Here is a 21438-nt window from a genome sequence, read left to right as displayed (position 1 = left end):
TTTAAAACTCCTATTTAAAAAACAGTTATTACTTTTGCTTTGTAAAACACAAGCAATTGAATAAAACTCTAAACGCTTCAGAATTAAAAGAATTTCTAGACAGTAAAGTTGAACAATACAACAACCCAAAGTTCATTGAAAGCGACCCGATACAGATTCCGCATACTTTTTCACAAAAAGAAGATATTGAAATTTCTGGTTTTTTAACTGCTACAATAGCGTGGGGAAACCGTAAAAGCATTATTAACAATGCTAATAAGTTAATGGAATTGTTAGATAACTCACCTTACGATTTTGTTGTTAACCATACCGAAACCGATTTAGAAAAACTCCTCCCTTTTGTTCACAGAACTTTTAACGGATTAGATTGTATCCAGTTTATAAAATCGATGCAACACATTTACAAACATTACGAAGGTCTGGAAGGTGTTTTTGCAAAATATGCAGAAGAAAACTCTGTGCAAACTTCCATATCAAAATTTAAATCCACCTTTTTTGAAATTGACCATTTAAAACGTACTCAAAAACATATTAGCGATCCTTTAAAAAACTCAGCAGCAAAACGCATTAATATGTTTTTACGCTGGATGGTTAGAGATGATAACGCAGGTGTAGACTTTGGTATTTGGAAAACCATAAATTCTTCGCAACTCTCTTGCCCTTTAGATGTACATTCTGGAAATGTTGCACGAAAACTAGGTATATTAACTAGAAAACAAAATGATGCAAAAGCATTATTAGAATTAGATACAAGTTTAAGAAAACTAGATTCAACAGATCCAGTAAAATATGATTTTGCTTTATTTGGTCTAGGAGTTTTTGAAGGGTTTTAACATTAGTTTTATTTATCTTTATTCAATCATTAAACCAAATTATATGAAACACTATTTAGCTTTTCTTCTATCAATTACTACAATACTTGTATTTTCTCAAAAAAGAAAAATACCAACAGACACAACAGTTATAACAAACCATAGCACAACAATAAAAGGTGTTAATTTTTCATATAAAGCAACAACAGGAACACAACCCATTTGGAATGAAAAAGACGAACCTATAGCAACACTCTATTATACCTATTACGAGCGTAATAATATTAAAGATAAAGCAAACAGACCTTTAGTTATTTCATTTAATGGTGGACCAGGTTCTGCATCGGTTTGGATGCATGTCGCATATACAGGACCTAAAGTTTTAAACATTGATGATGAAGGCTATCCTGTACAACCTTATGGCGTAAAAAACAATCCAAATTCAATTCTTGATGTTGCAGATATTGTTTATGTAAACCCTGTAAACACAGGTTATTCAAGAATGATAGAAGACAAAGAGGGTAATTTACCAAAGCGCGAAACCTTTTTTGGTATTAATGCCGATATTAAATATCTAGCAGAGTGGATTAATACGTTTGTATCTAGGCAAAACAGATGGGAATCGCCTAAATATATAATAGGCGAAAGTTACGGTGGCACACGTGTTATGGGGTTAGCCAAAGAGTTACAAAACAGTCAATGGATGTATTTAAATGGTGTTATTTTAGTTTCCCCTGCAGATTACAAATTATATAGTACATCTCAACCTGTTTATTCTGCATTAAACTTACCTTATTTTACAGCAGCTGCATGGTATCAAAAAGTTTTACCATCAGAATTACAACAAAAAGATTTATTAGAAATTTTACCAGAAGTTGAAAATTATACCATTAATACTGTTATGCCTTCATTAGCAAAAGGTGGTTTTATTTCTGAAAATGAAAAACAAGAAGTTGCAAAAAAAATGGCTTACTATTCTGGTTTATCTGAAAAATCTATTTTACAACATAATTTAGATGTACCAACTCGCTTTTTTTGGAAAGAATTATTGCGTGATAAAACAGGTCAAACTATTGGGCGTTTAGATTCCAGATATTTAGGAATTGATAAAACTGAAGCTGGAAGTTCACCAGATTATAGTCCAGAATTAACCATGTGGAATCATGCTTTTACACCCGCTATAAACTACTACATTAGAGAGCATCTTAATTTTAAAACAGATGTAAAATATAATATGTTTGGAGATGTACATCCTTGGGACAGACGAAATGATAACACACGTGACGGACTTAGGCAAGCTATGGCACAAAACCCATATTTAAAAGTACTTATTCAATCTGGGTATTATGACGGTGCTACCACTTATTTTGCAGCAAAATATACTATGTGGCAAATTGACCCAAGCGGAAAAATGAAAGACCGCTTTACTTTTAAAGGGTATAGAAGCGGGCATATGATGTACTTAAGAAAAGAGGATTTGATATCCGCTAATGATGATTTACGTGAATTTATTAACAATTCTTTATCTAAAGGAAAATCTGCTAAATATTTAAAAAATTAAGTGTATTAAAACGTAATGCAACAAAAAACGATCGATAAACATAATGTTTATCGATCGTTTTTTGTTGTTATAATTGATGACTTTTACCCTTTTAACCAAGCTTCACGTAAGGCTTTTTGAGCATCAGTAGCATCAGCCTTTTCCATAATACCTTCACCTGTTGTGTAAGGTTGCGTTGTAGTTGTTTTTATTACAACTTCTTCTCCATCTCTCTCTAATTTAACCTCAATTTCTTTACCAGGTTTCCAGCTAAAAACTTGTTGTAATAACTGATTAGCATTTTGCATAGTTAAATCTGTACCATCAATTGTTTTTATAACATCGTTAGGTTGCGCTCCATTTTCTGCCCAAAAACTGTTTTCTAAAACTACATCGGTGAAGAAAATAGTTCCTTTTTGCGGGTCTCCGCTCACTATTGGCGCTCCATTCATTAAAATATAATTGGTTTCAACTTTCCCCTCTCCTATTTCTAATCCAACTTTCTCGAAAAACTCATCGTAGTTTATAGGAATATCGCCAACTACATGAGCACTAAAAAAGTCTCCTATTGATGGGTATGTCATTGCTACAATTTCATCTATAAGCTTATCATCCTCAAAAGGTTTATTTTTTCCGTATTTATTTGAAAGTTCTTTCATTAAAGATAAAATACCTCTATTACCATCACTTTCTTCTCGCATTAAAATATCTATACACATACCAATTAATGCGCCTTTTTGGTATACATTTAGGTATTGGTCTTTGTAAGGTGCTTTTAAAACATTTTCACTCATAATAGTAAAACTCATCGCATCGTTTAAACGTTTAGAACCTTGAATTTTACCCATAATTTTATTGAAGAATTCACTTTCTTCAACCAAACCTTGATCAACTTGAAATAGAGTTGCAAAATATTCAGTTACACCTTCATACATCCATAGATGCTTTGAAAATGTTGGGTTATTATAATCGAAATAATGCACATCTTCAGAATGTACACTTAAAGGTGTTACAATATGAAAAAACTCGTGTGATACTACATCAATCATGCTTTCTGCTAAAGCAGCTTCATCCATAGCTTCAGGTAAAACTACAACGGTAGATGTATGGTGCTCTAAAGCTCCAAATCCTTTAGGTGAATCCTCTTTTCCTTCAGATAAATACAAATAGATATCATAACGTGGTGTAGCATTAATATCACCCAAGTATGTTTTTTGCGCCTGCATCATTTTAAATACTGTTTCTTTTAATGATTTTGCAGAATGCATATTATTTGGTGAATAAACACTTAAAACAATTTTTATATCACCAACCTGAAACTCTTCAACATCTAGATTTCCGTACATCATCGGGTTATCTGTAATATCAAAATATCTTGGTGCAAAATAACTAGTCGTTACATGTTTACCATCTTCACTAGTTGTAGAACTCATATTTTGTAACGCAGAAGTACGCTTAAAATCAGCAGAAGCTGTAACATCTAGTTTGTATTGATTGTTTTTTAAAGAATCAAAATACCCAATAAATCCGTGTAAATTCAATACGTAATTGTTAGGTTCAATATTAGTTCCTGATGGCGAAAAAGGTGTGTCTTTACCAATACCTCCAGTTTTTTCAATATCGTAAGTATCATTCACATAGTAAGTAATTTTATCTAATTGCTTTGCATTAGCAATAGTCCATGTGTTTGTATCTACCTTATTTACTGGCATTTCATTTCCTGCATAATCAATGGCTTTAAAATCATCAATGTATTTTCCAAAATCACTTACAGAGTAAGTACCTTGAACAACTTTTGGTAATCTGTAAGTTACTGTTTCAACAGTAAAACGCCCGGGATTAATTACTACAGGAGCCTTATCGTCTGCTACTTGAGATAAATTTATTGATGTTTCTATAGGCAAGCTTGTTGCTAAATCGTTACTGGTGCTTTTAGTTGAACCACAGCTAGCAAACAAAATACTAACCATTAACAATAGTGAAGAAATTCTAATATTCATAAAAGTAAATTTATAATTTTTAAAGTGACGTCGAAAATACCATTATGTTACATGTTATCTTCTTAAGATTTTGTTAAAAAGAGTATTTATGTATATTCGCTAGATGCAAAAAAAATTAGTTAGCATACTCATCCCTTTTAAAAACACAGCTACTTATTTAAACGATTGTTTACAATCCATAATAAATCAATCTTATAAAAACTGGGAATTGATTATAGTTGATGATGATTCAACCGATAATAGCTTTAATATTGTTAACGCTTACGCGGAAAAAGACTCGAGAATAAAGTTATTTAAAAATGACGGAAACGGTATAATTGACGCTTTACAATTAGCCTTTAAACATAGCGAAGGTGAATTTATAACAAGAATGGATAGCGATGATGCAATGCGACCTAACAAGCTTGAAATTTTAGTAAATAATTTACAAGAACATGGTAAAAAACATGTCGCGGTTGGGTTGGTAAATTACTTCGCAAAAAAAGGCATTAAAGCAGGTTATAAAAGTTACGAAATTTGGTTAAACAACCTTACCAAAACAGGAGCTAATTATTCTGAAATCTATAAAGAGTGTGTCATTCCATCACCGTGCTGGATGATACACCGAGACGATTTAATAGCTTGTGATGCGTTTAACCCTAACACATATCCTGAAGATTACGATTTGGCATTCAGGTTTTACAAACATCAATTTAAGTGTATTTCTTGTAATGAAGTTTTACACGATTGGAGAGATTACAGTTCGCGTACCTCTAGAACTCATGAGCATTATGCCGAAAATCATTTTATTCCTTTAAAACTAAACTACTTTTTAGAGCTAGATTACAATAAAAATAAAACCCTTGTAATTTGGGGCGCAGGAAATAAAGGAAAAACCATAGCTAAAGCACTTTTAGAAAAAAACATCTCATTTAAATGGATTTGTGATAACCCAAATAAAATTGGGAGAGACATCTATGGTGAAGTTTTAAAACCGTTTAATTATTTATCAGAAGTACAGAATATTCAAAGCATCATTACCGTGGCAAATAAAAATTCGCAAAAAGAAATTAAAAGCTATTTGCAAAAACTAAACATGAAACCTATTGAAGATTATATTTTCTTTTGTTAATATTAAGCAAAAGCATTCCAATAAATTCATTTCCATTTTCTATATTTGACAAATCTAAAAAGAAATGCAGTTTAAAAACCCCGAACTTCTTTACGCTTTATTTTTACTGCTTATTCCTATTATTGTTCATTTATTTCAACTACGTAAATTTGAAAAAGTAGAGTTTACAAACGTGGCATTTTTAAAAGAAGCTACACTGCAAACCCGTAAAAGCTCTCAAATAAAAAAATGGTTAATTCTTTTAACCAGACTCTTACTTCTAGCTGCTTTGGTTTTTGCGTTTGCTCAACCTTTTACATCTAAAAGTGATGCTTTCAAAGCTGAAAAAGAAACCGTGATTTATTTAGACAACTCCTTTAGCATGCAGGCTAAAGGAGATAAAGGCGAACTTTTAAAACGTGCCATACAAGATATTATTAGCAATGTACCAAATGATGAAAACATAACATTAATTACCAACGATAATATCTATAAAAACACCACTATTAATACTATTAAAAACGATTTATTACAAATAGAATATGCGTCAAATGTATTACCGCTTGATGCAGCCTTATTAAAAAGTAAAGCGGCTTTTAGTAATAAAAAAAATACATTAAGAAACCTTGTTTTTATTAGTGATTTTCAAAGCACAAACTTAAATTTCACCTCAATAACAGATTCGCTCACAAAATTAAATTTTGTTAAGCTACAACCTGTAAACACCAATAACATTGCTATAGACAGTGTTTTTATTTCTGAAACTACAATTACTTCAATTACATTAAAAGTTCTATTGAAAAACAGTGGTGTTTCAGTTAAAAATTTACCCATTTCATTATTTAATGATGAAAAGCTTATTGCAAAAACATCGGTAGAAATAGATAAAGAAGCTGAAACTACTTTTACTCTTCCAGCAAATCAAATTATAAATGGGAAAATAACGATTGATGATGCTAGCCTACAATTTGATAACACCCTGTATTTTAACATTAATGATGCTTCAAAAATTAATGTATTAACAATAAATGCTAGTGATGATTCATTCTTAAAACGCATTTATACTAATGATGAATTCAATTATACTTCTACTCAAGAAAACCAATTGAATTATAACAGCATTGACAAACAAAATTTAATTGTTTTAAACGAATTAAACAGTATTCCAATAGCTTTATCATCTGTTTTAAAACAATTTACAAACCAAGGCGGATATTTAGTTGTTATTCCTTCAAATACTATAAATAAAGATGCTTACAATCAATTTTTAGCTAACTACAGAACAAACTTTAGTAATGTTGTTACATCAGAAAAACGTATAACTCGTATTAATTTCTCGCATCCTTTGTACAGCAATGGTGTTTTTGAGAAAAAAGTCTCTAATTTTCAATATCCAAAAGTTAATAGTTTTTATAATCTTAATTCAAATAGTATGGCCCCTGCTTTACAGTTTGAAGATGCTAAGGTTTTCTTAGGGAATTACCAAAATGCCTTTGTGTTTTCTTCGGCTTTAAACGAGAAAAATTCCAGTTTTAAAAATTCCCCTTTAATTGTTCCTACACTATACAATATTGCAAAACAGAGTTTTAAAATTCCTGAATTATATTACACCATAGGAAAAGAAAACACCTTTGATGTTGAAACACAATTACAGCAAGATGCTGTATTATCGTTAGTTTTTAATGATATAAACCTCATACCAAAGCAACAGTATTTTAATAACAAAGTGATGATTAATACCTCAGAAAATCCATCTGTTGCTGCCACATACGCTATAAACAATAAAAATGAGCATATTAAAAATGTGAGTTACAATTATAACCGAACTGAAAGTGATTTAAATTACTCAGACCTTTCTAACTTAAATAACATAACAGTTAGTAATTCTATTGTCGATATTTTTGAAACAATAAAAAGTGACACAAAAGTTAACGCCCTATGGAAATGGTTTGTTATTTTTGCCTTAGCGTTATTGATTATTGAAATGCTCATCTTAAAATTCTTTAAATGAACATACTTATAAAATCTGCTACCATAATAGATTCTAAGAGTGATTTTCACAATACCACTCAAGATTTATTAATTGAAAATGGTGTGATTACTCAAGTTGCCAGCAACATTAAAAATCCAAAAAACTACAAAGAAATTAAACTAGACAACCTCCATATATCTCAAGGTTGGTTTGATAGTAGTGTTAGTTTTGGAGAACCTGGTTACGAGGAACGTGATACTATTGAAAACGGACTTAAAACTGCTGCGTCTTCTGGTTTTACAGCTGTAGCACTAAATTCTAACACCAATCCGGTAATAGATTCAAATTCCGATATTACATTTTTAAATTCAAAAGCAAATAATAATGCCGTTAGCTTACTGCCAGTTGGAGCCTTAACTATGAGTAGCAAAGGTGAAGATTTAGCAGAACTTTATGATATGCATACGGCTGGAGCGGTGGCTTTTTACGACCACAAAAAGCCAATATCAAATCCAAACCTTATGAAAATTGCTTTGCAATACGCCAGTAATTTTGATGGTTTAGTATGCTCATTCCCACAAGAAAATAAAATTTCTGGTCATGGTGTTATGAATGAAAATATAACAAGCACAAAATTGGGTTTAAAAGGTATTCCTGCTTTGGCTGAAGAATTACAAGTAGCTCGCGATTTATTTTTATTAGAATACACAGGCGGTAAATTACATATTCCTACAATCTCTACAGCAAAATCAGTAGCACTTATAAGAGAAGCAAAAAAGAAAAAACTAGATGTAACTTGTAGTGTAACTATCCATAATTTATACTTTACTGATGAAGCCTTAACAGATTTTAATACGCATTTTAAGGTGTTACCACCGCTTCGTACACAAACCGATGTAGATGCTTTAATTGAAGGTGTAAAAGATGGTACAATAGATATGGTAACTAGCGACCACAACCCTATTGATGTAGAGCAAAAGAAAGTAGAATTTGACCATGCTGAATATGGCACAATTGGTTTAGAAAGTGCCTTTGGAGCGCTTCAAACAATTTTCACTGTAAAGAAAACCATAGATTTACTTACAAAAGGAAAATCTAGATTTGGATTAAATAACTCATCAATAAATATTGGTGAGAAATTAAATATCACACTCTTTAACCCAGATACAAAATACACATTCTCAAAAAGCGAAATCATCTCAAGATCTAAGAATGCTATTTTTGAAAATGAATCGCTAAAAGGAAAAGTTTACGGTATTATCTCTAATAATAAAGTAGCTTTAAATTAAAAATAAATGACTGAACAAGATATTGAAAAAGGGCGTAAAAATGCCATCATTAGCTATATAACTATAATAGGTGTTATAATTGCTTATTACTTAAATAATGAAGACGATAAAAAAAGTGCTTTCGCCAGTTTTCATATTAGGCAATCTTTAGGACTTTGGCTTACGTTTTGGGCTTTAGGCTATATTATTGGTAGTTTTGACAGTTGGTATGTAACTTCTGGGTTCTACATATTTTTTGCAGTACTTTTTATCTATGGTTTTGTAAATGCCCTAGGAAGAAAAGCACTTGCTGTTCCTTTAGTTGGAGCTTTCTATCAAAAAATATTTGCTAACCTTGGAAAATAACATGCAGAACACATCATTATCTTTACAACACATCATTCGTAAATCTACTTTAACTGAAAATGCGCCATTATTAATTATGATGCATGGTTACGGTAGTGATGAAAACGATTTATTCTCTTTTGCTTCAGAATTACCAGAAGAGCTTTTTATTATTTCTGTAAAAGCACCTTATGCTATGCAACCTTTTGGTAATGCTTGGTACGCTATTAATTTTGATGCAGAAAAAGGTAAATGGAGTGATAATGAACAAGCGATACAATCGCGCGATTTAATTGCTAAGTTTATTGATGAAGCGACTTCAACTTATCCAGTTAATAAAAACAATGTTACACTTTTAGGTTTTAGCCAAGGAAGCATTTTAAGTTACGCTGTGGCTTTAACATATCCTGAAAAAGTTAAAAATATTATCGCATTAAGCGGGTATATAAATAGTGATATTCTCCCTGAAAATCTTGAAAAACAAGATTACTCTAATTTAGATTTTTATTGTTCTCACGGTAGTGTAGACCAAGTTATCCCAGTAGATTGGGCAAGACAAAATGCGCCATTTTTAAGCAGCCTAAACATTAAACATCAATACTCAGAATTTCCTGTGGGTCATGGTGTAGCTCCACAAAATTTTTATGAATTTAAGGATTGGTTGAGTGAGCGTATTTAATACTCCGTCATTACGAGGAAAGAATGACCGAAGTAATCTTTAAAATTGGAAGTGAATTTTAACCGATTGCTTCGCTGCACTCGCAATGACAAAATCTAACATCGAGAAATATTTCATATCTTGATTACTCAAAAATCTCAGATATGAAACCGCTTTATTATTTCACATTTTTTGCATTATTTTTTATTAGCAATAGTAACCATTCGCAAAATACCGACCATCTAAAAGCTATTAATGAAGATGTTTGGAGTAATTTCTCAAAAGCTTTTGAAACTTTAGACTATGAGTTATTTACAAGTATACATACTCAGGATTTAATTCGCGTTAGTGGCAACAGCAAAAAAATTAAAAACAAAACAGAGTATTTAAAAAGCTATAAACAGCAATGGGCAAACAAAGACCTTAACCAAACCATTTCGTTTCGGTTTTTAGAGCGCATAGCCAATGAAAATTCAGCCTCAGAGCGTGGTATTTATAAATTAACTAGAAACCCAAATACACCAAACGAAAAGAGTTACTATGGTAAATTTCATGTGCTTTTAAAGAAAGAACAAGGTGTTTGGAAATTGCTGGCAGATTATGACTCTTCTGAAAACAATACCATTAATGAAGCCTCTTATAATGAAGCCTTTGCCATAGATAATTTTGATAAGTATTAAAGTTTGACTTTGTAAAAATTTTCAGCTAACTTCGTTTAACATTAGATATAAAACATTAAAACGATTTCATATCAAGTCGTTAAACGAACCTCCAAAATTTCATTAAAAATAGATGTTTAAAACAAAAAAATCCAGCAAATGAGCTGGATTTTTAATATTATAGACTTATTTAGTTTTATTCGTTTATTACCAATCTAAACCCTTCACCGTGTATGTTTAGTATTTCTACTTTTGGGTCTAGTTTTAAATATTTACGCAGTTTAGCAATGTAAACATCCATACTACGTGAGGTAAAGTAATTATCGTCGCGCCATATTTTGGTAAGAGCCAACTCACGTGGCATTAAATCGTTTTCATGCAACGCTAATAAACGCAATAATTCGTTTTCTTTTGGTGATAACTTTACAGGATCTCCTCCATCAAATTTTAAGAAACGTAATTTAGAGTTTAAATCGAAACGCCCAATTTTAAATTCAAATTGCTTACTATCAGAAATCGTTTCTGTAGCTTTACGTTGTATGATAGCTTTAATTTTCATTAACAATACTTCGCTATCAAAAGGTTTATTAAGGTAATCGTCTGCACCAACTTTATAACCTTTTAAAACGTCTTCTTTCATTGTTTTAGCGGTTAAAAAGATGATTGGCACATCAGTGTTTTTTTCTCTTATTTCTTTAGCTAATGTAAACCCATCTTTATAAGGCATCATAACATCTAGAATACATAAATCGAAATCGTCTTTCTTAAATTTTTCAAAGCCTTCCATACCATTTTTAGCATGGGTAACTTCGTAATCATTCATCATTAAATAATCTTTAAGAACGGTTCCAAAATTAGGGTCGTCTTCAACTAGTAATATTTTTTTCTTATGTTCTTCCATAGTTATGATATTAATGGAAGCTTTATAATAAATGTGCTTCCTTTGTCTTTTTCACTTTCAACTGATACATAGCCTTGGTGGTCTTCTACAATACGTTTTACATATGCTAAACCTAAACCATGACCTTTTACGTTATGTATATTTCCGGTGTGTTCTCTATAAAATTTTTCGAACACTTTTTTAGCAGCAGCTTTACTCATACCGCTACCATGATCCTTTATTTTTAACAAAATGTTATTACCAACATTTTCTGTATAAACTTCAATTTCTGGGGCATTTGGAGAATACTTTATAGCATTATCCAATATATTAACAATAACATTGGTAAAGTGAGTTTCGTTTGCTAAAATTGAAGATTTTTCGGCATCTAAAAATGTTTTAATGTAGCCTTGTCGGTCTTCAACTATAAGTTCTACGTGAGTTATCGCATCTTCAACTAAGTCGTGTAACTTAACTCTATCCTTACTAATATTAAGTTCGTTTTTCTCTAATTTAGATATTCTTAATACATTTTCTACCTGTGCATGCATACGCTTATTTTCCTCTTTTATCATTCCAAGATAACGTAACACCTTATCTTTATCATCTATCACTTTGGGATTCCTAATAGCATCTAAAGCCAAATTAATAGTTGCTATTGGCGTTTTAAACTCATGCGTCATGTTGTTTATAAAATCACTTTTTATTTCCGATATCTTACGTTGTTTAACCAGTTGAAATAATGCACTGGAATAAGCAAGTATGATGATTGAGGTGAAAATTATAGACAGCAAAATCATACTCATTATTGATGACAAAATAAATTTTCTGTCATCAGGAAAATTCACAAGCAGCTTATATAAACTCTGATTGTTTTCGTCGTAAAAAATAGGCACACTAAAAGTTGAATTTTTAATATTTTCAAAATTATCACTACTTACTTTTGTTGCTAAATCATTACTGTAAATAGCAAATTCAAAATCTATATCTACACCGTATTTTTTAAGTTTTTCTGATAATAAAGTTCTTATTTCTTCTTCTGAAACTCGTTTATGTACAGGTTTACTTCTAAAAATTTCTTTAAGGTTTTTCTTGAAATTTAATTTTTGAGCTTCATCTATGGTACCACTTCTTATAATGTTAGTTATAGGACTTTTTAAATCTTTTTCTGTGGCACCTAAATCGCTATAAATTTCTGTACTTGAGTTACCAATAATATTCGTTATATCAAGGCTATCTAAACCAATGTCAAAGAGCGACGAAGAGAGTTTATAATTCTCTTCTAAAACGTTACTTTTATAAATAAGCGTTTCTTTTGTACTATTATTTTTTCGATAAATAAGCAACTGAGAAACTGCATCTTCATCTGCTTTCTTTTCTCTATCTAAGCCTAAATATTCAGCAAAATACTTTTCATATTCGTTTTCTTCTATGGTGTTTGAAACGTTATTTAATACCGTTACAACATTAGACTTAAAACGTTCTTTTTCATTTTTTACTGAATCGTTTATATAATAAGCTTGAATAGATATAATACCTACGAGTGATAAACTCATAAGTATTATGAGTAGGATGAATATTCTTTTGCTCATCGTTCAAAATTAACATTTTAACATTTAGCAGTCCCATTTTTAACCTTACATTAACAAAAATGTTAAAGTTAGAGCGATTCTAGACCTTTTTAAGAATTTGATTATGAATTTTCAGGACTTGTTTTTCAATACTTTTTAATGTAGTATTCTCTATTACAAAATCAGATTTTTTTATTTTTTCCTCATCAGACCATTGATTTTTCATAATAGCTTCAATCTTTTCTTTTGATGTATTATCGCGTTCCAACAACCGCTTAATTCTTACGGCTTTTTTAGCTGTTACCGTTATTACATAATCACATGCTTTATCGCCTCCATTTTCAAACAAAATTGCAACTTCCTTTATAACGTAAGGTGCATCTTGTTTTAGTGCCCATTTTTTAAAATGCTTAGCAACTCTTGGGTGTACTATAGCATTCATTTTTTGCAAAAATGACTTATCGTTAAAAATTATATCTGCTATAAATGGCTTATTTAGTTTACCATCTATATATGCTTTATCTCCAAATAACTGGTTAAGTTTACGCTTAATTATTTTAGACCTGTGCATAAGATTTTTAGCTTCCTCATCTGCAATATAAACAGGTATTCCCAATTCCATAAACTGTTTTGCAACCGTTGTTTTACCACTTCCTATACCACCTGTGAGTCCTACAATAATCATTTTGTTAATATAAATTCTATGCGTTGCTGACTAATTTTTGGGTTTTTTACATTCTCTGGCACTTTAGCAAATTCAGGAATTAAAAAAGACTGATTTTCAGTTATTTTACTATAATCACAAATGACTTTAAAATTTTTATTTGTAATAGAATTATAATCATTTAAGCTTACGTAATAAGACACATTAACTGTTTTTGGAAAATACTTTAATTCCATTTGCTTTGGTTGATTAATTATAGTAACAGGGATTTTAAGCGTGCCTTCTGTAAACTTTTCTACTTTAGCTTCTACAAGCACTTCGTTATTTGAAAATTTTAAATCTGATGTGTTTTGGGGTAATTTTAATTTTGTGATTTCAGATAAATCTGATTTAACATCATCAAAAACAACATCTTCAGTTTCTAAAAAATCTATTTCTGAAACTATTACATTTGGTCCCACAATTACTATGGAATCTGGATTTGAAACCAATTCACCAGCTGTATTATAACCCGGATTAAAATTAACTTTAGCATTCACTTTTACGGGCACTTTTTTAACCAAATTAATACCATATCTAAAAGTTAGCGTATCTGGTGAAATATTTAGCAGCTCAACTTCTTTATCAAACTGTGTGTTATTTAAATATGCTTTAGATTTATTCCAAACAAAAACACCTTCTTTCTTATAGACATCTTTTGCAAAATCTATTTTAATTTTTGGTTTAGATAAATAGTATTTAAGCCATTTAAAACCATGTGTTTTTAAAGTAATATTAATTTTTATTGAATCATTTAATATAATATTTTCCTGTGGCACATTTAACTTTTCAACATCAAAAGCAACAGTATTAGTATATTCTTTGGATAGTTTAGTAAATATTAAAATGATAAATGCTGATAGCAAAAACAAAAAGAACACATTAATCCTTTTATTTTTAATTGACTTTACTATTTCAGATTTTAACTTTTTTATCATTTTGATTTAAAAAATAACTGTGGAAAATATAATTCTGGTTTTTTATTAAGTACTGAAACCGCAAAAGTAGACTTTAAAAATCCGTACCCATAACCCAAAAACTGCACTAAAATAGCCATTAAGGAAAGTATAGAAACTCCTAAGCTTTTGGTTGAAATTAATGCCATTACAAATGCTACTAAAAAATACAAAATATAAGTAAAGAACAGCCATTTGAAACCAATAAAAAATAGCAAAATTGAAACCAATAAGCCTGTACTAAAAACCGTAGGAAACCAATAAGTGAGTTTTTTAGTTTGTGGATGCCATTGGTTTAAAATTGGTCTTACCAAACCAAATTTATTAACTTGTTTGTAAAATGTTTTCCATGAAATACGACGCTTATGATACACATAAGCTTCAGGAATTAATTTGGTTTTAAAACCTAAATTCCAAAGTCTAATAGACAAATCTGGATCTTCGCCTGGGTGAATACGTCCAAACCCTTTTGATGCTTCAAATGCTTTTTTAGAAAGTCCCATATTAAAACTTCTAGGCTGAAATTTATCAACACTGCTCTTCTTGCCTCTAATACCTCCAGTTGTGATAAACGATGTCATTGAAAAATTAATCGCTTTTTGAAGATTTGTAAATGATTGATGTGCTGCATCAGGACCTCCAAAACAATCTACATAGTCTGCCTTTAAGCTTTTTTCAACTTCGTTTAGATAATGTTTAGGCAAAATACAATCGGAATCCAGAATTATAAAATAGTTTCCTTTTGCTTTTTGCATACCAAAGTTTCTTGAATCCCCAGGACCTGAGTTTTCTTTAAAAAAATAAGATATATTTAGTTTATTTTTATAACTATCTGCTACAGTTTTAGACGATTTAGTTGAACCATCTTCAATAATTACAATCTCATAAGGCAAATTGGTTTCTAACGCATCAAAACTCTGTAAAAGTTCCTGTATTTCGTCAGGGCGATTATAAACCGGAATTATAAATGAAAACTGTAATTGCATAACACAAAAGTAACAAAAAAGCCACCTTTATAAAGATGGCTTTTTTTCAATATTTTAAAATAATTTATTCTTCTCCTGTAAACGTACTCATTACTGCATCGCTAACACCCATATTACTAAAACCACCATCGTTATAAAGATTTTGTAATGTTACACGTTTTGTTAAATCACTAAACAACGTTACGGTATAATTAGCACAGTCTAAAGCCGTTGCATTACCAAGTGGCGACATTTTATCAGCATAAGCTAAAAAGCCATCAAACCCTTTTACTCCGCTACCTGCTGTTGTAGGTGTTGGAGATTGAGAAATGGTATTAACACGTACTTTTTTATCACGCCCAAAAAAATATCCAAAACTACGAGCAATACTTTCTAAATAGGCTTTATTATCTGCCATATCATTATAATCTGGAAATACACGTTGTGCAGCCATATAGGTTAATGCAACAATACTTCCCCACTGATTCATGGCATCACTTTTATAAAGTGTTTGCATCAATTTGTGAAAAGACATGGCAGAAACATCAGTTCCCTTTTGTGTCCAATCATAATTTTGGTCTGTATAATGTTTTCCTTTTCTAACATTTATTGACATGCCTATAGAGTGTAAAACAAAGTCTATTTTACCTCCTAAAATCTCCTTAGATTTATCTACTAAATTTTGTAAATCTTCAAGAGAAGTAGCATCGGCAGGAATAATTTGAGAACCTGTTTTTTCTGCTAACTCGTTAATTTGTCCCATTCTCATTGCAACTGGCGCGTTTGTTAAAACAAATTCACCTCCTTCTTCATGAACACGTTCTGCAGTTTTCCAAGCAATAGAATTTGAATCTAAAGCTCCAAAAATGATTCCTTTTTTTCCTTTTAATAAATTGTACATACTTTATGGTTTATACTTTGGTTTATGTAGTTTTTAATTTGGTTTCAAATATAGTAATTAATTAAGCAATTCTTTAGCATGAGCAATCGCTGATGAAGACATTTCTGAACCTCCTAACATTTGAGCTATTTCTACAATACGCTCATCATGATTTAGTTTTACAAGGTTGGTTTGTGTAACTTCATTAACATCTTCTTTATACACTTTAAAATGCGAATGCCCTTTGGCTGCAATTTGCGGTAAATGTGTAATAGAAAATACTTGCATAGTCTTACTCATTTGTAGCATGATGTCTCCCATTTTATTTGAAATCTCACCAGAAACTCCAGTGTCAATTTCATCAAACATAATAGTGGGTAACTGAATATACTTGGCTAAAACCGATTTTATAGCAAGCATGATTCTAGATAACTCTCCACCAGACGCAGCCTTTTTAAGCTCATTAAAACTGCCGCCTTTGTTAGCAGAAAACAAAAATGACAATTCATCTTTTCCATTCACGAAAAACGAGTCATTTAAAATAACATCTATTTTAAATTGAGCATTTGGCATACCTAAATTAGCTAAAATAGTTTCTAACTGATTTCTTAATTCTGGAATTACCTTAATTCGTTTATCATGAATTGTTTTTGCAACAGCATTTAATACTTTTTCTTTAGAAGATATTTCAGCTTGCTTTTTATTAATAGTATCATCTAAATTCTCGGTTATAGAAACCTTTTCTTCTAGTTGATTTTTAATTTCTATTAATTCTGAAACACTATTAGCCACATGCTTCTGCATTAAATTATGGAGCATTTTCAACTTAGAATCTACCACTCCTAACCTATTGGGGTCTGCATCTAAACTATCTTGTAAATCATTTACTTCACTGAAAAGATCATCCATTTCAATCAAGCTGCTATTGGCTCTATTATACAAGTCTTCATATTTTGATGAAAATCCAGATAACTTTTGAAAGACGTTTTTTAATGAAGTAAGCGATGATAAAACTCCTATTTGATCTTCGCTTAGTAATTGATAAGCTTCAGAAAGCTTTTCTTGAATACCTTCAATATTATTTAAAGTTTCGTATTCTTCTTCAAGTGTTTCTAACTCACCTTCCACTAGTTTAGCTTCAACCAACTCGTTTAATAAAAATGAATTATAGTCATGTTCTTTTATAGCTTCCGCTTGAAAAGACAAAAGTTCTTTTAGTTCTTTTTGAAGTGTTTTATAAGCTTTTAACTCTAACTTATAATCTTGTAAAGCAGCATCATTGTTAGCCAAAGCATCTATAACCTGAAACTGAAAATCGTTACTTGTAAGTTGTAAGGTTTGATGTTGAGAATGTATATCTATTAATCGCTCTCCAAGAAGTTGTAAGCTATTCAAATTCACAGGAGAATCATTTACAAATGCTCTAGATTTACCTGAAGGTAGAATTTCTCTGCGAATAATAGTTTGCGCTTCATAATCAAAATCTTCAGCTTTAAATAGGGCTTTTAAATTGTAATTTGAAACATTAAAAACAGCTTCAATAACACATTTTTGCGAATCATCTTTCAAACTACTTAAATCGGCACGTTTTCCTAAAATTAATGATAAACCTCCTAATAAAATTGATTTTCCTGCACCGGTTTCTCCTGTAATTATAGAAAAACCATCATTAAAATCTACATGAAGATTATCTATTAAAGCGTAATTTTTAATTGAAAGTGATGTTAGCATATCAGTTCTTGGTTTACAGTAAGCAAGTATTGTAAAACAAATTTAGTATAATTTAATGAAGAAACTTAATACTTTATATTTTGCCATTTACTACTGTGCATTGGCGCTACTTTTTGAAGGGTTTCTTTAACGCTTGCAATATTTACACTTGGTCCTCCAGTAAAAATTTGTTCAATTTCATCTGCTTTAGCATCAAAAAAAGTTCGTAGTAAAAAAGAGTTTGGTCTGCGACTATTCATAGCTTGAAATTGCTCTATAGATGAAGCAATTACATCCTTACCTTGTTTAGTATTATCTGCCATAACATCTAAACCATTTCTATGATAGTTGTACATTACACTTCTATATTCTTTAAAAGTAGGTGACAATACATTATCTATAAGTGCGAACCTGCTTTGTAAACCATCTTCTAGCTTCCAGCCTTTAAAATTGCCCTGTTGCGAGTAATTAGTAATTATTTGAGCTTGTTTATAATACTCATCACCTCCTTTTTCTGAAAAAGAATCGGCATCTAAAGCTAAAACCATATACACATGAAATGCTAAAACAGACACTAAATTAGATTCAAATTGTGTAGGGTTATAGATTAAGTTTTGATATTCTAAATAGGTGAAATTAAAATCTTTGTCGTTAAAATTGTAAATAGGCGTACTAAAAGACGAACCATAAACAGGACGTGACGATTGTACTTGCAATGAAGCTTGAAATGCTTCACCACTATAATTGGTAACATTTATTACCATACTACAATCTATACGTTCTTGAGTTTTAAAAGTTTTATTAGTCCATTTAGTATTATTTATAAACTCTGTAAGTTGCTTTTCTAAGGTTTTAAAAATGGGAAAGTTTTCATTACCGGTTTGTTGCGCATTAACAACTACATTGCAGTTTAGCTCTTGTGAGAAACCTTTAAAAGCAAGACAAAAAATAAATATAACAAGTAAGTTACGCATTAATTTCTTTTGTGATTTTGTTAAGTAAATCTGAAGCTACTTCTACTTTAGATTTTAATTGAAACTCAGTAATATTCTCTTTATCATCAATAAAAGTTACTTTATTGGTATCTGTTTTAAAACCAGCACCTTTATCGTTTAACGAATTTAAAACAATTAAATTTAAATTCTTTCTTTTTAATTTTTCTTTAGCATTTTCAAGCTCATTATTAGTTTCTAAAGCAAAACCTACCAAATATTGTTGTTTTTTAATGTCTCCTAAAGATGCTAAAATATCTTTTGTTTTCTCTAACTCTAAAGTTAACGTATCAGTCTTCTTTTTTATTTTCTGAGTAGCCATTTCTTTTGGTTTGAAATCGGCAACTGCTGCAGACAAAATAGCTACATCTACATTGTTATAATACTTATGAGTAGCATCATACATATTTTGGGCACTTGTTACCGGAATAACTTCTATAAAACTATGCGATACTTTTTGATGTGTTGGACCTGTAATTAAAACAACCTCAGCACCAAGATTTGCAGCAGCTTTAGCAATTTCAAATCCCATTTTACCACTAGAATGATTACCTATAAATCTAACAGGATCAATCGCTTCATATGTTGGACCCGCAGTAACTAAAACTTTTTTTCCTTTTAAAGGAAGTTTATCTAAAATATCTTTTTCAATAAAAGCGACTATATCTTCTGGTTCTGCCATTCTTCCTTCGCCTACTAAACCACTTGCCAATTCGCCACTTGTTGCAGGAATCATAATATTTCCAAAAGATTTAAGCTTTTTAAAACTCTCTAGCGTTGTTTGGTGTTTATACATATCTAAATCCATTGCTGGCGCAAAATATACAGGACATTTTGCAGATAAATAGGTTGCTAACAACAAATTATCGCATACACCATTGGACATTTTAGACATCGTATTTGCAGTTGCAGGGGCTATTACAAATAAGTCTGCCCATAGACCTAAATCTACATGATTATTCCAAACCGAATTATCATCTTCTTCATTTACAAAAGATGAATGTACAGGATGTTTTGAAAGTGTTGATAAGGTTAAAGGTGTAATAAAATCCTTTGAAGCTGGCGTCATAACTACTTTTACGTTTGCGCCCGATTTTATAAATAACCTAACTAATGAAGCTGTTTTATAAGCGGCAATACCACCACTAATTCCTAATAGTATGTTTTTGCCGCTTAGTATGCTCATAAGAAATTATTCCTGAGAATCTTCCTCAGTATTTCTAAAATAAATTTTATCTGTTAACCATTCTTGAACAGCTAACGCGTGAGGTTTTGGTAATTTTTCGTAAAATTTAGATACCTCAATTTGCTCTTTATTTTCAAAGATTTCTTCAAGACTGTCATTGTAAGTAGCAAATTCTTCTAACTTATCAATAAGTTCTTTTTTAATCTCTGTGTTAATTTGTTCTGCACGTCTAGCGATGATAGAAATTGATTCGTAGATATTGCCTGTTGGCTCATCTATTTGGTTTCTGTCGTACGTTACCGAATTAACAGGAGCATTGGTTTTTTTTAAATCCATTGTCATTATTATTTAACTTTTTGTGCTGTAATTTTTTAACTCTTCTTCAATAGCATTGGCCATACTATTTACTTGTTCTAAATATTTAGAATTAGCAAATGTATTTTTAAATGATTCTGAATATTCTTTTGCAGTTTCTAAACGATCTTTTCTTAAATGAATTAATCCGTCTAAACCATTTTTATATTCTATACTATTCATTGCTAATTTATATGCAGAATCTAATCTGTAATAAAGTGCATCTTCACGTAAAACAGAACCAGGGAATTCAAAAAGAAAATTATCAAAAGATTTAATGGCCGCATTAAAATCTTTTGTGTAACCTGGAGCTATATCTGCATATTGCTTTGCAATACTGTATGCCTTTTGTTCTAATTTGAAATCTAACTCTTTTACTAATGTGTTAGCTTCTGCTACATACTCAGAATCTGGAAACAAGTTAATAAACTCTTGAAGCTTCTCAATAGCATCTTTAGTTTCTGTTTGATCTTTAGTGTAAACAGGAGAAAGCATATAATAGCTTTTTGCACTTAAAAAAGAAGCTTCCTCTAACTTCTCACTACTTGGATAACTTGAAGCAAAACGCTCAAACTGATAACCTGCCACATAGTAATCTTTCATTTTATAAAATGAATTGGAATACAAGTACATAAGTTTTTCAGCTTGTGGCTTACCTCTATAGTTTGGTACAATTTGAGCAAAAAGCCTATTCGCTTTAGCAAATTTACCTTCGTTATACAGGTCTTCTCCCATTTTAAATTTTGTAGCAATATCTTCAGACTTTAATGCCTTTTGATATTCACTACAACTCGTTAAAACTGTGAGTGCTATTAGTATGTAAAAAAGCTTTTTCATAAATTTTAAACAGAATGCAAAATTAAGTTATTAATATGGATTTTAAAAATATTATTTTAA

The 21438-nt window shown here is 30.6% G+C and carries 20 protein-coding genes; 8 read left to right on the top strand and 12 right to left on the bottom strand.

Annotation, left to right across the window (positions count from 1 at the left end):
* Positions 1-56: 56 nt before the first annotated feature.
* Together MBM09_RS06590 and MBM09_RS06585 are read left to right on the top strand one after the other, a co-directional pair.
* On the top strand, positions 57-833 hold the full coding sequence (locus tag MBM09_RS06590) for a TIGR02757 family protein (RefSeq protein WP_238676055.1): 777 nt from the start codon (positions 57-59) through the stop codon (positions 831-833).
* A gap of 43 nt (positions 834-876) precedes the next feature.
* Positions 877-2373 carry a S10 family peptidase gene (locus tag MBM09_RS06585; protein ID WP_238676054.1) on the top strand — a complete coding sequence of 499 codons (1497 nt, stop codon included), beginning with the start codon at positions 877-879 and terminating at the stop codon, positions 2371-2373.
* 83 nt (positions 2374-2456) lie between these two features.
* On the opposite strand, the gene MBM09_RS06580 is transcribed toward MBM09_RS06585, so the two are convergent.
* A complete protein-coding gene (locus MBM09_RS06580; RefSeq protein ID WP_238676053.1) occupies positions 2457-4352 on the bottom strand; it encodes a peptidase M61 in 1896 nt (631 codons plus the stop codon).
* Positions 4353-4455: 103 nt separating this feature from the next.
* Here MBM09_RS06580 and MBM09_RS06575 point away from each other — a divergent pair, with 103 nt between their 5' ends.
* The 6 genes from MBM09_RS06575 to MBM09_RS06550 all read left to right on the top strand — a co-directional run bounded on the left by MBM09_RS06575 (position 4456) and on the right by MBM09_RS06550 (position 10365).
* Positions 4456-5463 carry a glycosyltransferase family 2 protein gene (locus tag MBM09_RS06575; RefSeq protein ID WP_238676052.1) on the top strand — a complete coding sequence of 336 codons (1008 nt, stop codon included), beginning with the start codon at positions 4456-4458 and terminating at the stop codon, positions 5461-5463.
* Positions 5464-5527: 64 nt separating this feature from the next.
* Positions 5528-7453, top strand: a complete 1926-nt coding sequence (locus tag MBM09_RS06570) for a BatA and WFA domain-containing protein (RefSeq protein WP_238676051.1) — start codon at positions 5528-5530, stop codon at positions 7451-7453.
* A complete protein-coding gene (locus MBM09_RS06565; RefSeq protein ID WP_238676050.1) occupies positions 7450-8703 on the top strand; it encodes a dihydroorotase family protein in 1254 nt (417 codons plus the stop codon). Before MBM09_RS06570 ends, MBM09_RS06565 begins: the two co-directional genes overlap by 4 nt.
* Before the next feature lie 6 nt (positions 8704-8709).
* Entirely contained in the window at positions 8710-9048 is a 339-nt protein-coding gene (locus MBM09_RS06560; protein WP_238676049.1) for a hypothetical protein, read from the top strand.
* Position 9049: 1 nt separating this feature from the next.
* Positions 9050-9706: an alpha/beta hydrolase gene (locus MBM09_RS06555; RefSeq protein ID WP_238676048.1), complete on the top strand. Its 657-nt coding sequence runs from the start codon at positions 9050-9052 to the stop codon at positions 9704-9706.
* Positions 9707-9849: 143 nt separating this feature from the next.
* Entirely contained in the window at positions 9850-10365 is a 516-nt protein-coding gene (locus MBM09_RS06550) for a DUF4440 domain-containing protein (protein WP_238676047.1), read from the top strand.
* A 175-nt stretch (positions 10366-10540) separates the two neighbouring features.
* Here MBM09_RS06550 and MBM09_RS06545 read toward each other — a convergent pair whose 3' ends face one another.
* From MBM09_RS06545 to MBM09_RS06495, 11 genes are all read right to left on the bottom strand, one after another.
* Positions 10541-11245, bottom strand: coding sequence for a response regulator transcription factor (locus MBM09_RS06545; protein WP_238676046.1), 705 nt, complete (start codon positions 11243-11245; stop codon positions 10541-10543).
* A 2-nt stretch (positions 11246-11247) separates the two neighbouring features.
* Positions 11248-12780, bottom strand: coding sequence for a sensor histidine kinase KdpD (locus MBM09_RS06540; protein ID WP_238676045.1), 1533 nt, complete (start codon positions 12778-12780; stop codon positions 11248-11250).
* Between the two features lie 115 nt (positions 12781-12895).
* Positions 12896-13480 (bottom strand): dephospho-CoA kinase, encoded by a 585-nt coding sequence (coaE, locus tag MBM09_RS06535; protein WP_238676044.1) that lies wholly within the window; start codon positions 13478-13480, stop codon positions 12896-12898.
* Positions 13477-14436: a YbbR-like domain-containing protein gene (locus MBM09_RS06530; protein ID WP_238676043.1), complete on the bottom strand. Its 960-nt coding sequence runs from the start codon at positions 14434-14436 to the stop codon at positions 13477-13479. Before MBM09_RS06530 ends, coaE begins: the two co-directional genes overlap by 4 nt.
* A complete protein-coding gene (locus MBM09_RS06525) occupies positions 14433-15440 on the bottom strand; it encodes a glycosyltransferase family 2 protein (protein ID WP_238676042.1) in 1008 nt (335 codons plus the stop codon). The genes MBM09_RS06530 and MBM09_RS06525 overlap by 4 nt, the downstream gene beginning before the upstream one ends.
* Positions 15441-15504: 64 nt before the next feature.
* Entirely contained in the window at positions 15505-16320 is an 816-nt protein-coding gene (locus MBM09_RS06520; protein WP_238676041.1) for an enoyl-ACP reductase, read from the bottom strand.
* A gap of 57 nt (positions 16321-16377) precedes the next feature.
* Positions 16378-18030, bottom strand: a complete 1653-nt coding sequence (gene recN / locus MBM09_RS06515; protein ID WP_238676040.1) for a DNA repair protein RecN — start codon at positions 18028-18030, stop codon at positions 16378-16380.
* Between the two features lie 65 nt (positions 18031-18095).
* Positions 18096-18983 (bottom strand): DUF4835 family protein, encoded by an 888-nt coding sequence (locus MBM09_RS06510; protein WP_238676039.1) that lies wholly within the window; start codon positions 18981-18983, stop codon positions 18096-18098.
* Positions 18976-20187 carry a bifunctional phosphopantothenoylcysteine decarboxylase/phosphopantothenate--cysteine ligase CoaBC gene (gene coaBC, locus MBM09_RS06505; protein ID WP_238676038.1) on the bottom strand — a complete coding sequence of 404 codons (1212 nt, stop codon included), beginning with the start codon at positions 20185-20187 and terminating at the stop codon, positions 18976-18978. The genes MBM09_RS06510 and coaBC overlap by 8 nt, the downstream gene beginning before the upstream one ends.
* 6 nt (positions 20188-20193) lie before the next feature.
* Positions 20194-20523, bottom strand: coding sequence for a DNA-directed RNA polymerase subunit omega (locus tag MBM09_RS06500; protein ID WP_238676037.1), 330 nt, complete (start codon positions 20521-20523; stop codon positions 20194-20196).
* Positions 20524-20535: 12 nt separating this feature from the next.
* Positions 20536-21378, bottom strand: coding sequence for an outer membrane protein assembly factor BamD (locus MBM09_RS06495; RefSeq protein ID WP_238676036.1), 843 nt, complete (start codon positions 21376-21378; stop codon positions 20536-20538).
* Positions 21379-21438 lie beyond the last annotated feature (60 nt).

Origin of the sequence: Flaviramulus sp. BrNp1-15 (assembly GCF_022259695.1) — a bacterium.
Taxonomy (GTDB): Bacteria; Bacteroidota; Bacteroidia; order Flavobacteriales; family Flavobacteriaceae; genus BrNp1-15.
The sequence above is the reverse complement of the archived record's forward strand: the minus strand, read 5'-3'. Positions and strand labels throughout refer to the sequence as shown.

What these genes read in the sequence shown, in the direction of transcription:
- MBM09_RS06585 (WP_238676054.1), top strand. Translation starts at nt 877, where the DNA reads ATGAAACACTATTTAGCTTTTCTTCTATCAATTACTACAATACTTGTA.
- MBM09_RS06580 (WP_238676053.1), bottom strand. Translation starts at nt 4,352, where the DNA reads ATGAATATTAGAATTTCTTCACTATTGTTAATGGTTAGTATTTTGTTT.
- MBM09_RS06575 (WP_238676052.1), top strand. Translation starts at nt 4,456, where the DNA reads ATGCAAAAAAAATTAGTTAGCATACTCATCCCTTTTAAAAACACAGCT.
- MBM09_RS06570 (WP_238676051.1), top strand. Translation starts at nt 5,528, where the DNA reads ATGCAGTTTAAAAACCCCGAACTTCTTTACGCTTTATTTTTACTGCTT.
- MBM09_RS06565 (WP_238676050.1), top strand. Translation starts at nt 7,450, where the DNA reads ATGAACATACTTATAAAATCTGCTACCATAATAGATTCTAAGAGTGAT.
- MBM09_RS06560 (WP_238676049.1), top strand. Translation starts at nt 8,710, where the DNA reads ATGACTGAACAAGATATTGAAAAAGGGCGTAAAAATGCCATCATTAGC.
- MBM09_RS06555 (WP_238676048.1), top strand. Translation starts at nt 9,050, where the DNA reads ATGCAGAACACATCATTATCTTTACAACACATCATTCGTAAATCTACT.
- MBM09_RS06550 (WP_238676047.1), top strand. Translation starts at nt 9,850, where the DNA reads ATGAAACCGCTTTATTATTTCACATTTTTTGCATTATTTTTTATTAGC.
- MBM09_RS06545 (WP_238676046.1), bottom strand. Translation starts at nt 11,245, where the DNA reads ATGGAAGAACATAAGAAAAAAATATTACTAGTTGAAGACGACCCTAAT.
- MBM09_RS06540 (WP_238676045.1), bottom strand. Translation starts at nt 12,780, where the DNA reads ATGAGTTTATCACTCGTAGGTATTATATCTATTCAAGCTTATTATATA.
- coaE (WP_238676044.1), bottom strand. Translation starts at nt 13,480, where the DNA reads ATGATTATTGTAGGACTCACAGGTGGTATAGGAAGTGGTAAAACAACG.
- MBM09_RS06530 (WP_238676043.1), bottom strand. Translation starts at nt 14,436, where the DNA reads ATGATAAAAAAGTTAAAATCTGAAATAGTAAAGTCAATTAAAAATAAA.
- MBM09_RS06525 (WP_238676042.1), bottom strand. Translation starts at nt 15,440, where the DNA reads ATGCAATTACAGTTTTCATTTATAATTCCGGTTTATAATCGCCCTGAC.
- MBM09_RS06520 (WP_238676041.1), bottom strand. Translation starts at nt 16,320, where the DNA reads ATGTACAATTTATTAAAAGGAAAAAAAGGAATCATTTTTGGAGCTTTA.
- recN (WP_238676040.1), bottom strand. Translation starts at nt 18,030, where the DNA reads ATGCTAACATCACTTTCAATTAAAAATTACGCTTTAATAGATAATCTT.
- MBM09_RS06510 (WP_238676039.1), bottom strand. Translation starts at nt 18,983, where the DNA reads ATGCGTAACTTACTTGTTATATTTATTTTTTGTCTTGCTTTTAAAGGT.
- coaBC (WP_238676038.1), bottom strand. Translation starts at nt 20,187, where the DNA reads ATGAGCATACTAAGCGGCAAAAACATACTATTAGGAATTAGTGGTGGT.
- MBM09_RS06500 (WP_238676037.1), bottom strand. Translation starts at nt 20,523, where the DNA reads ATGGATTTAAAAAAAACCAATGCTCCTGTTAATTCGGTAACGTACGAC.
- MBM09_RS06495 (WP_238676036.1), bottom strand. Translation starts at nt 21,378, where the DNA reads ATGAAAAAGCTTTTTTACATACTAATAGCACTCACAGTTTTAACGAGT.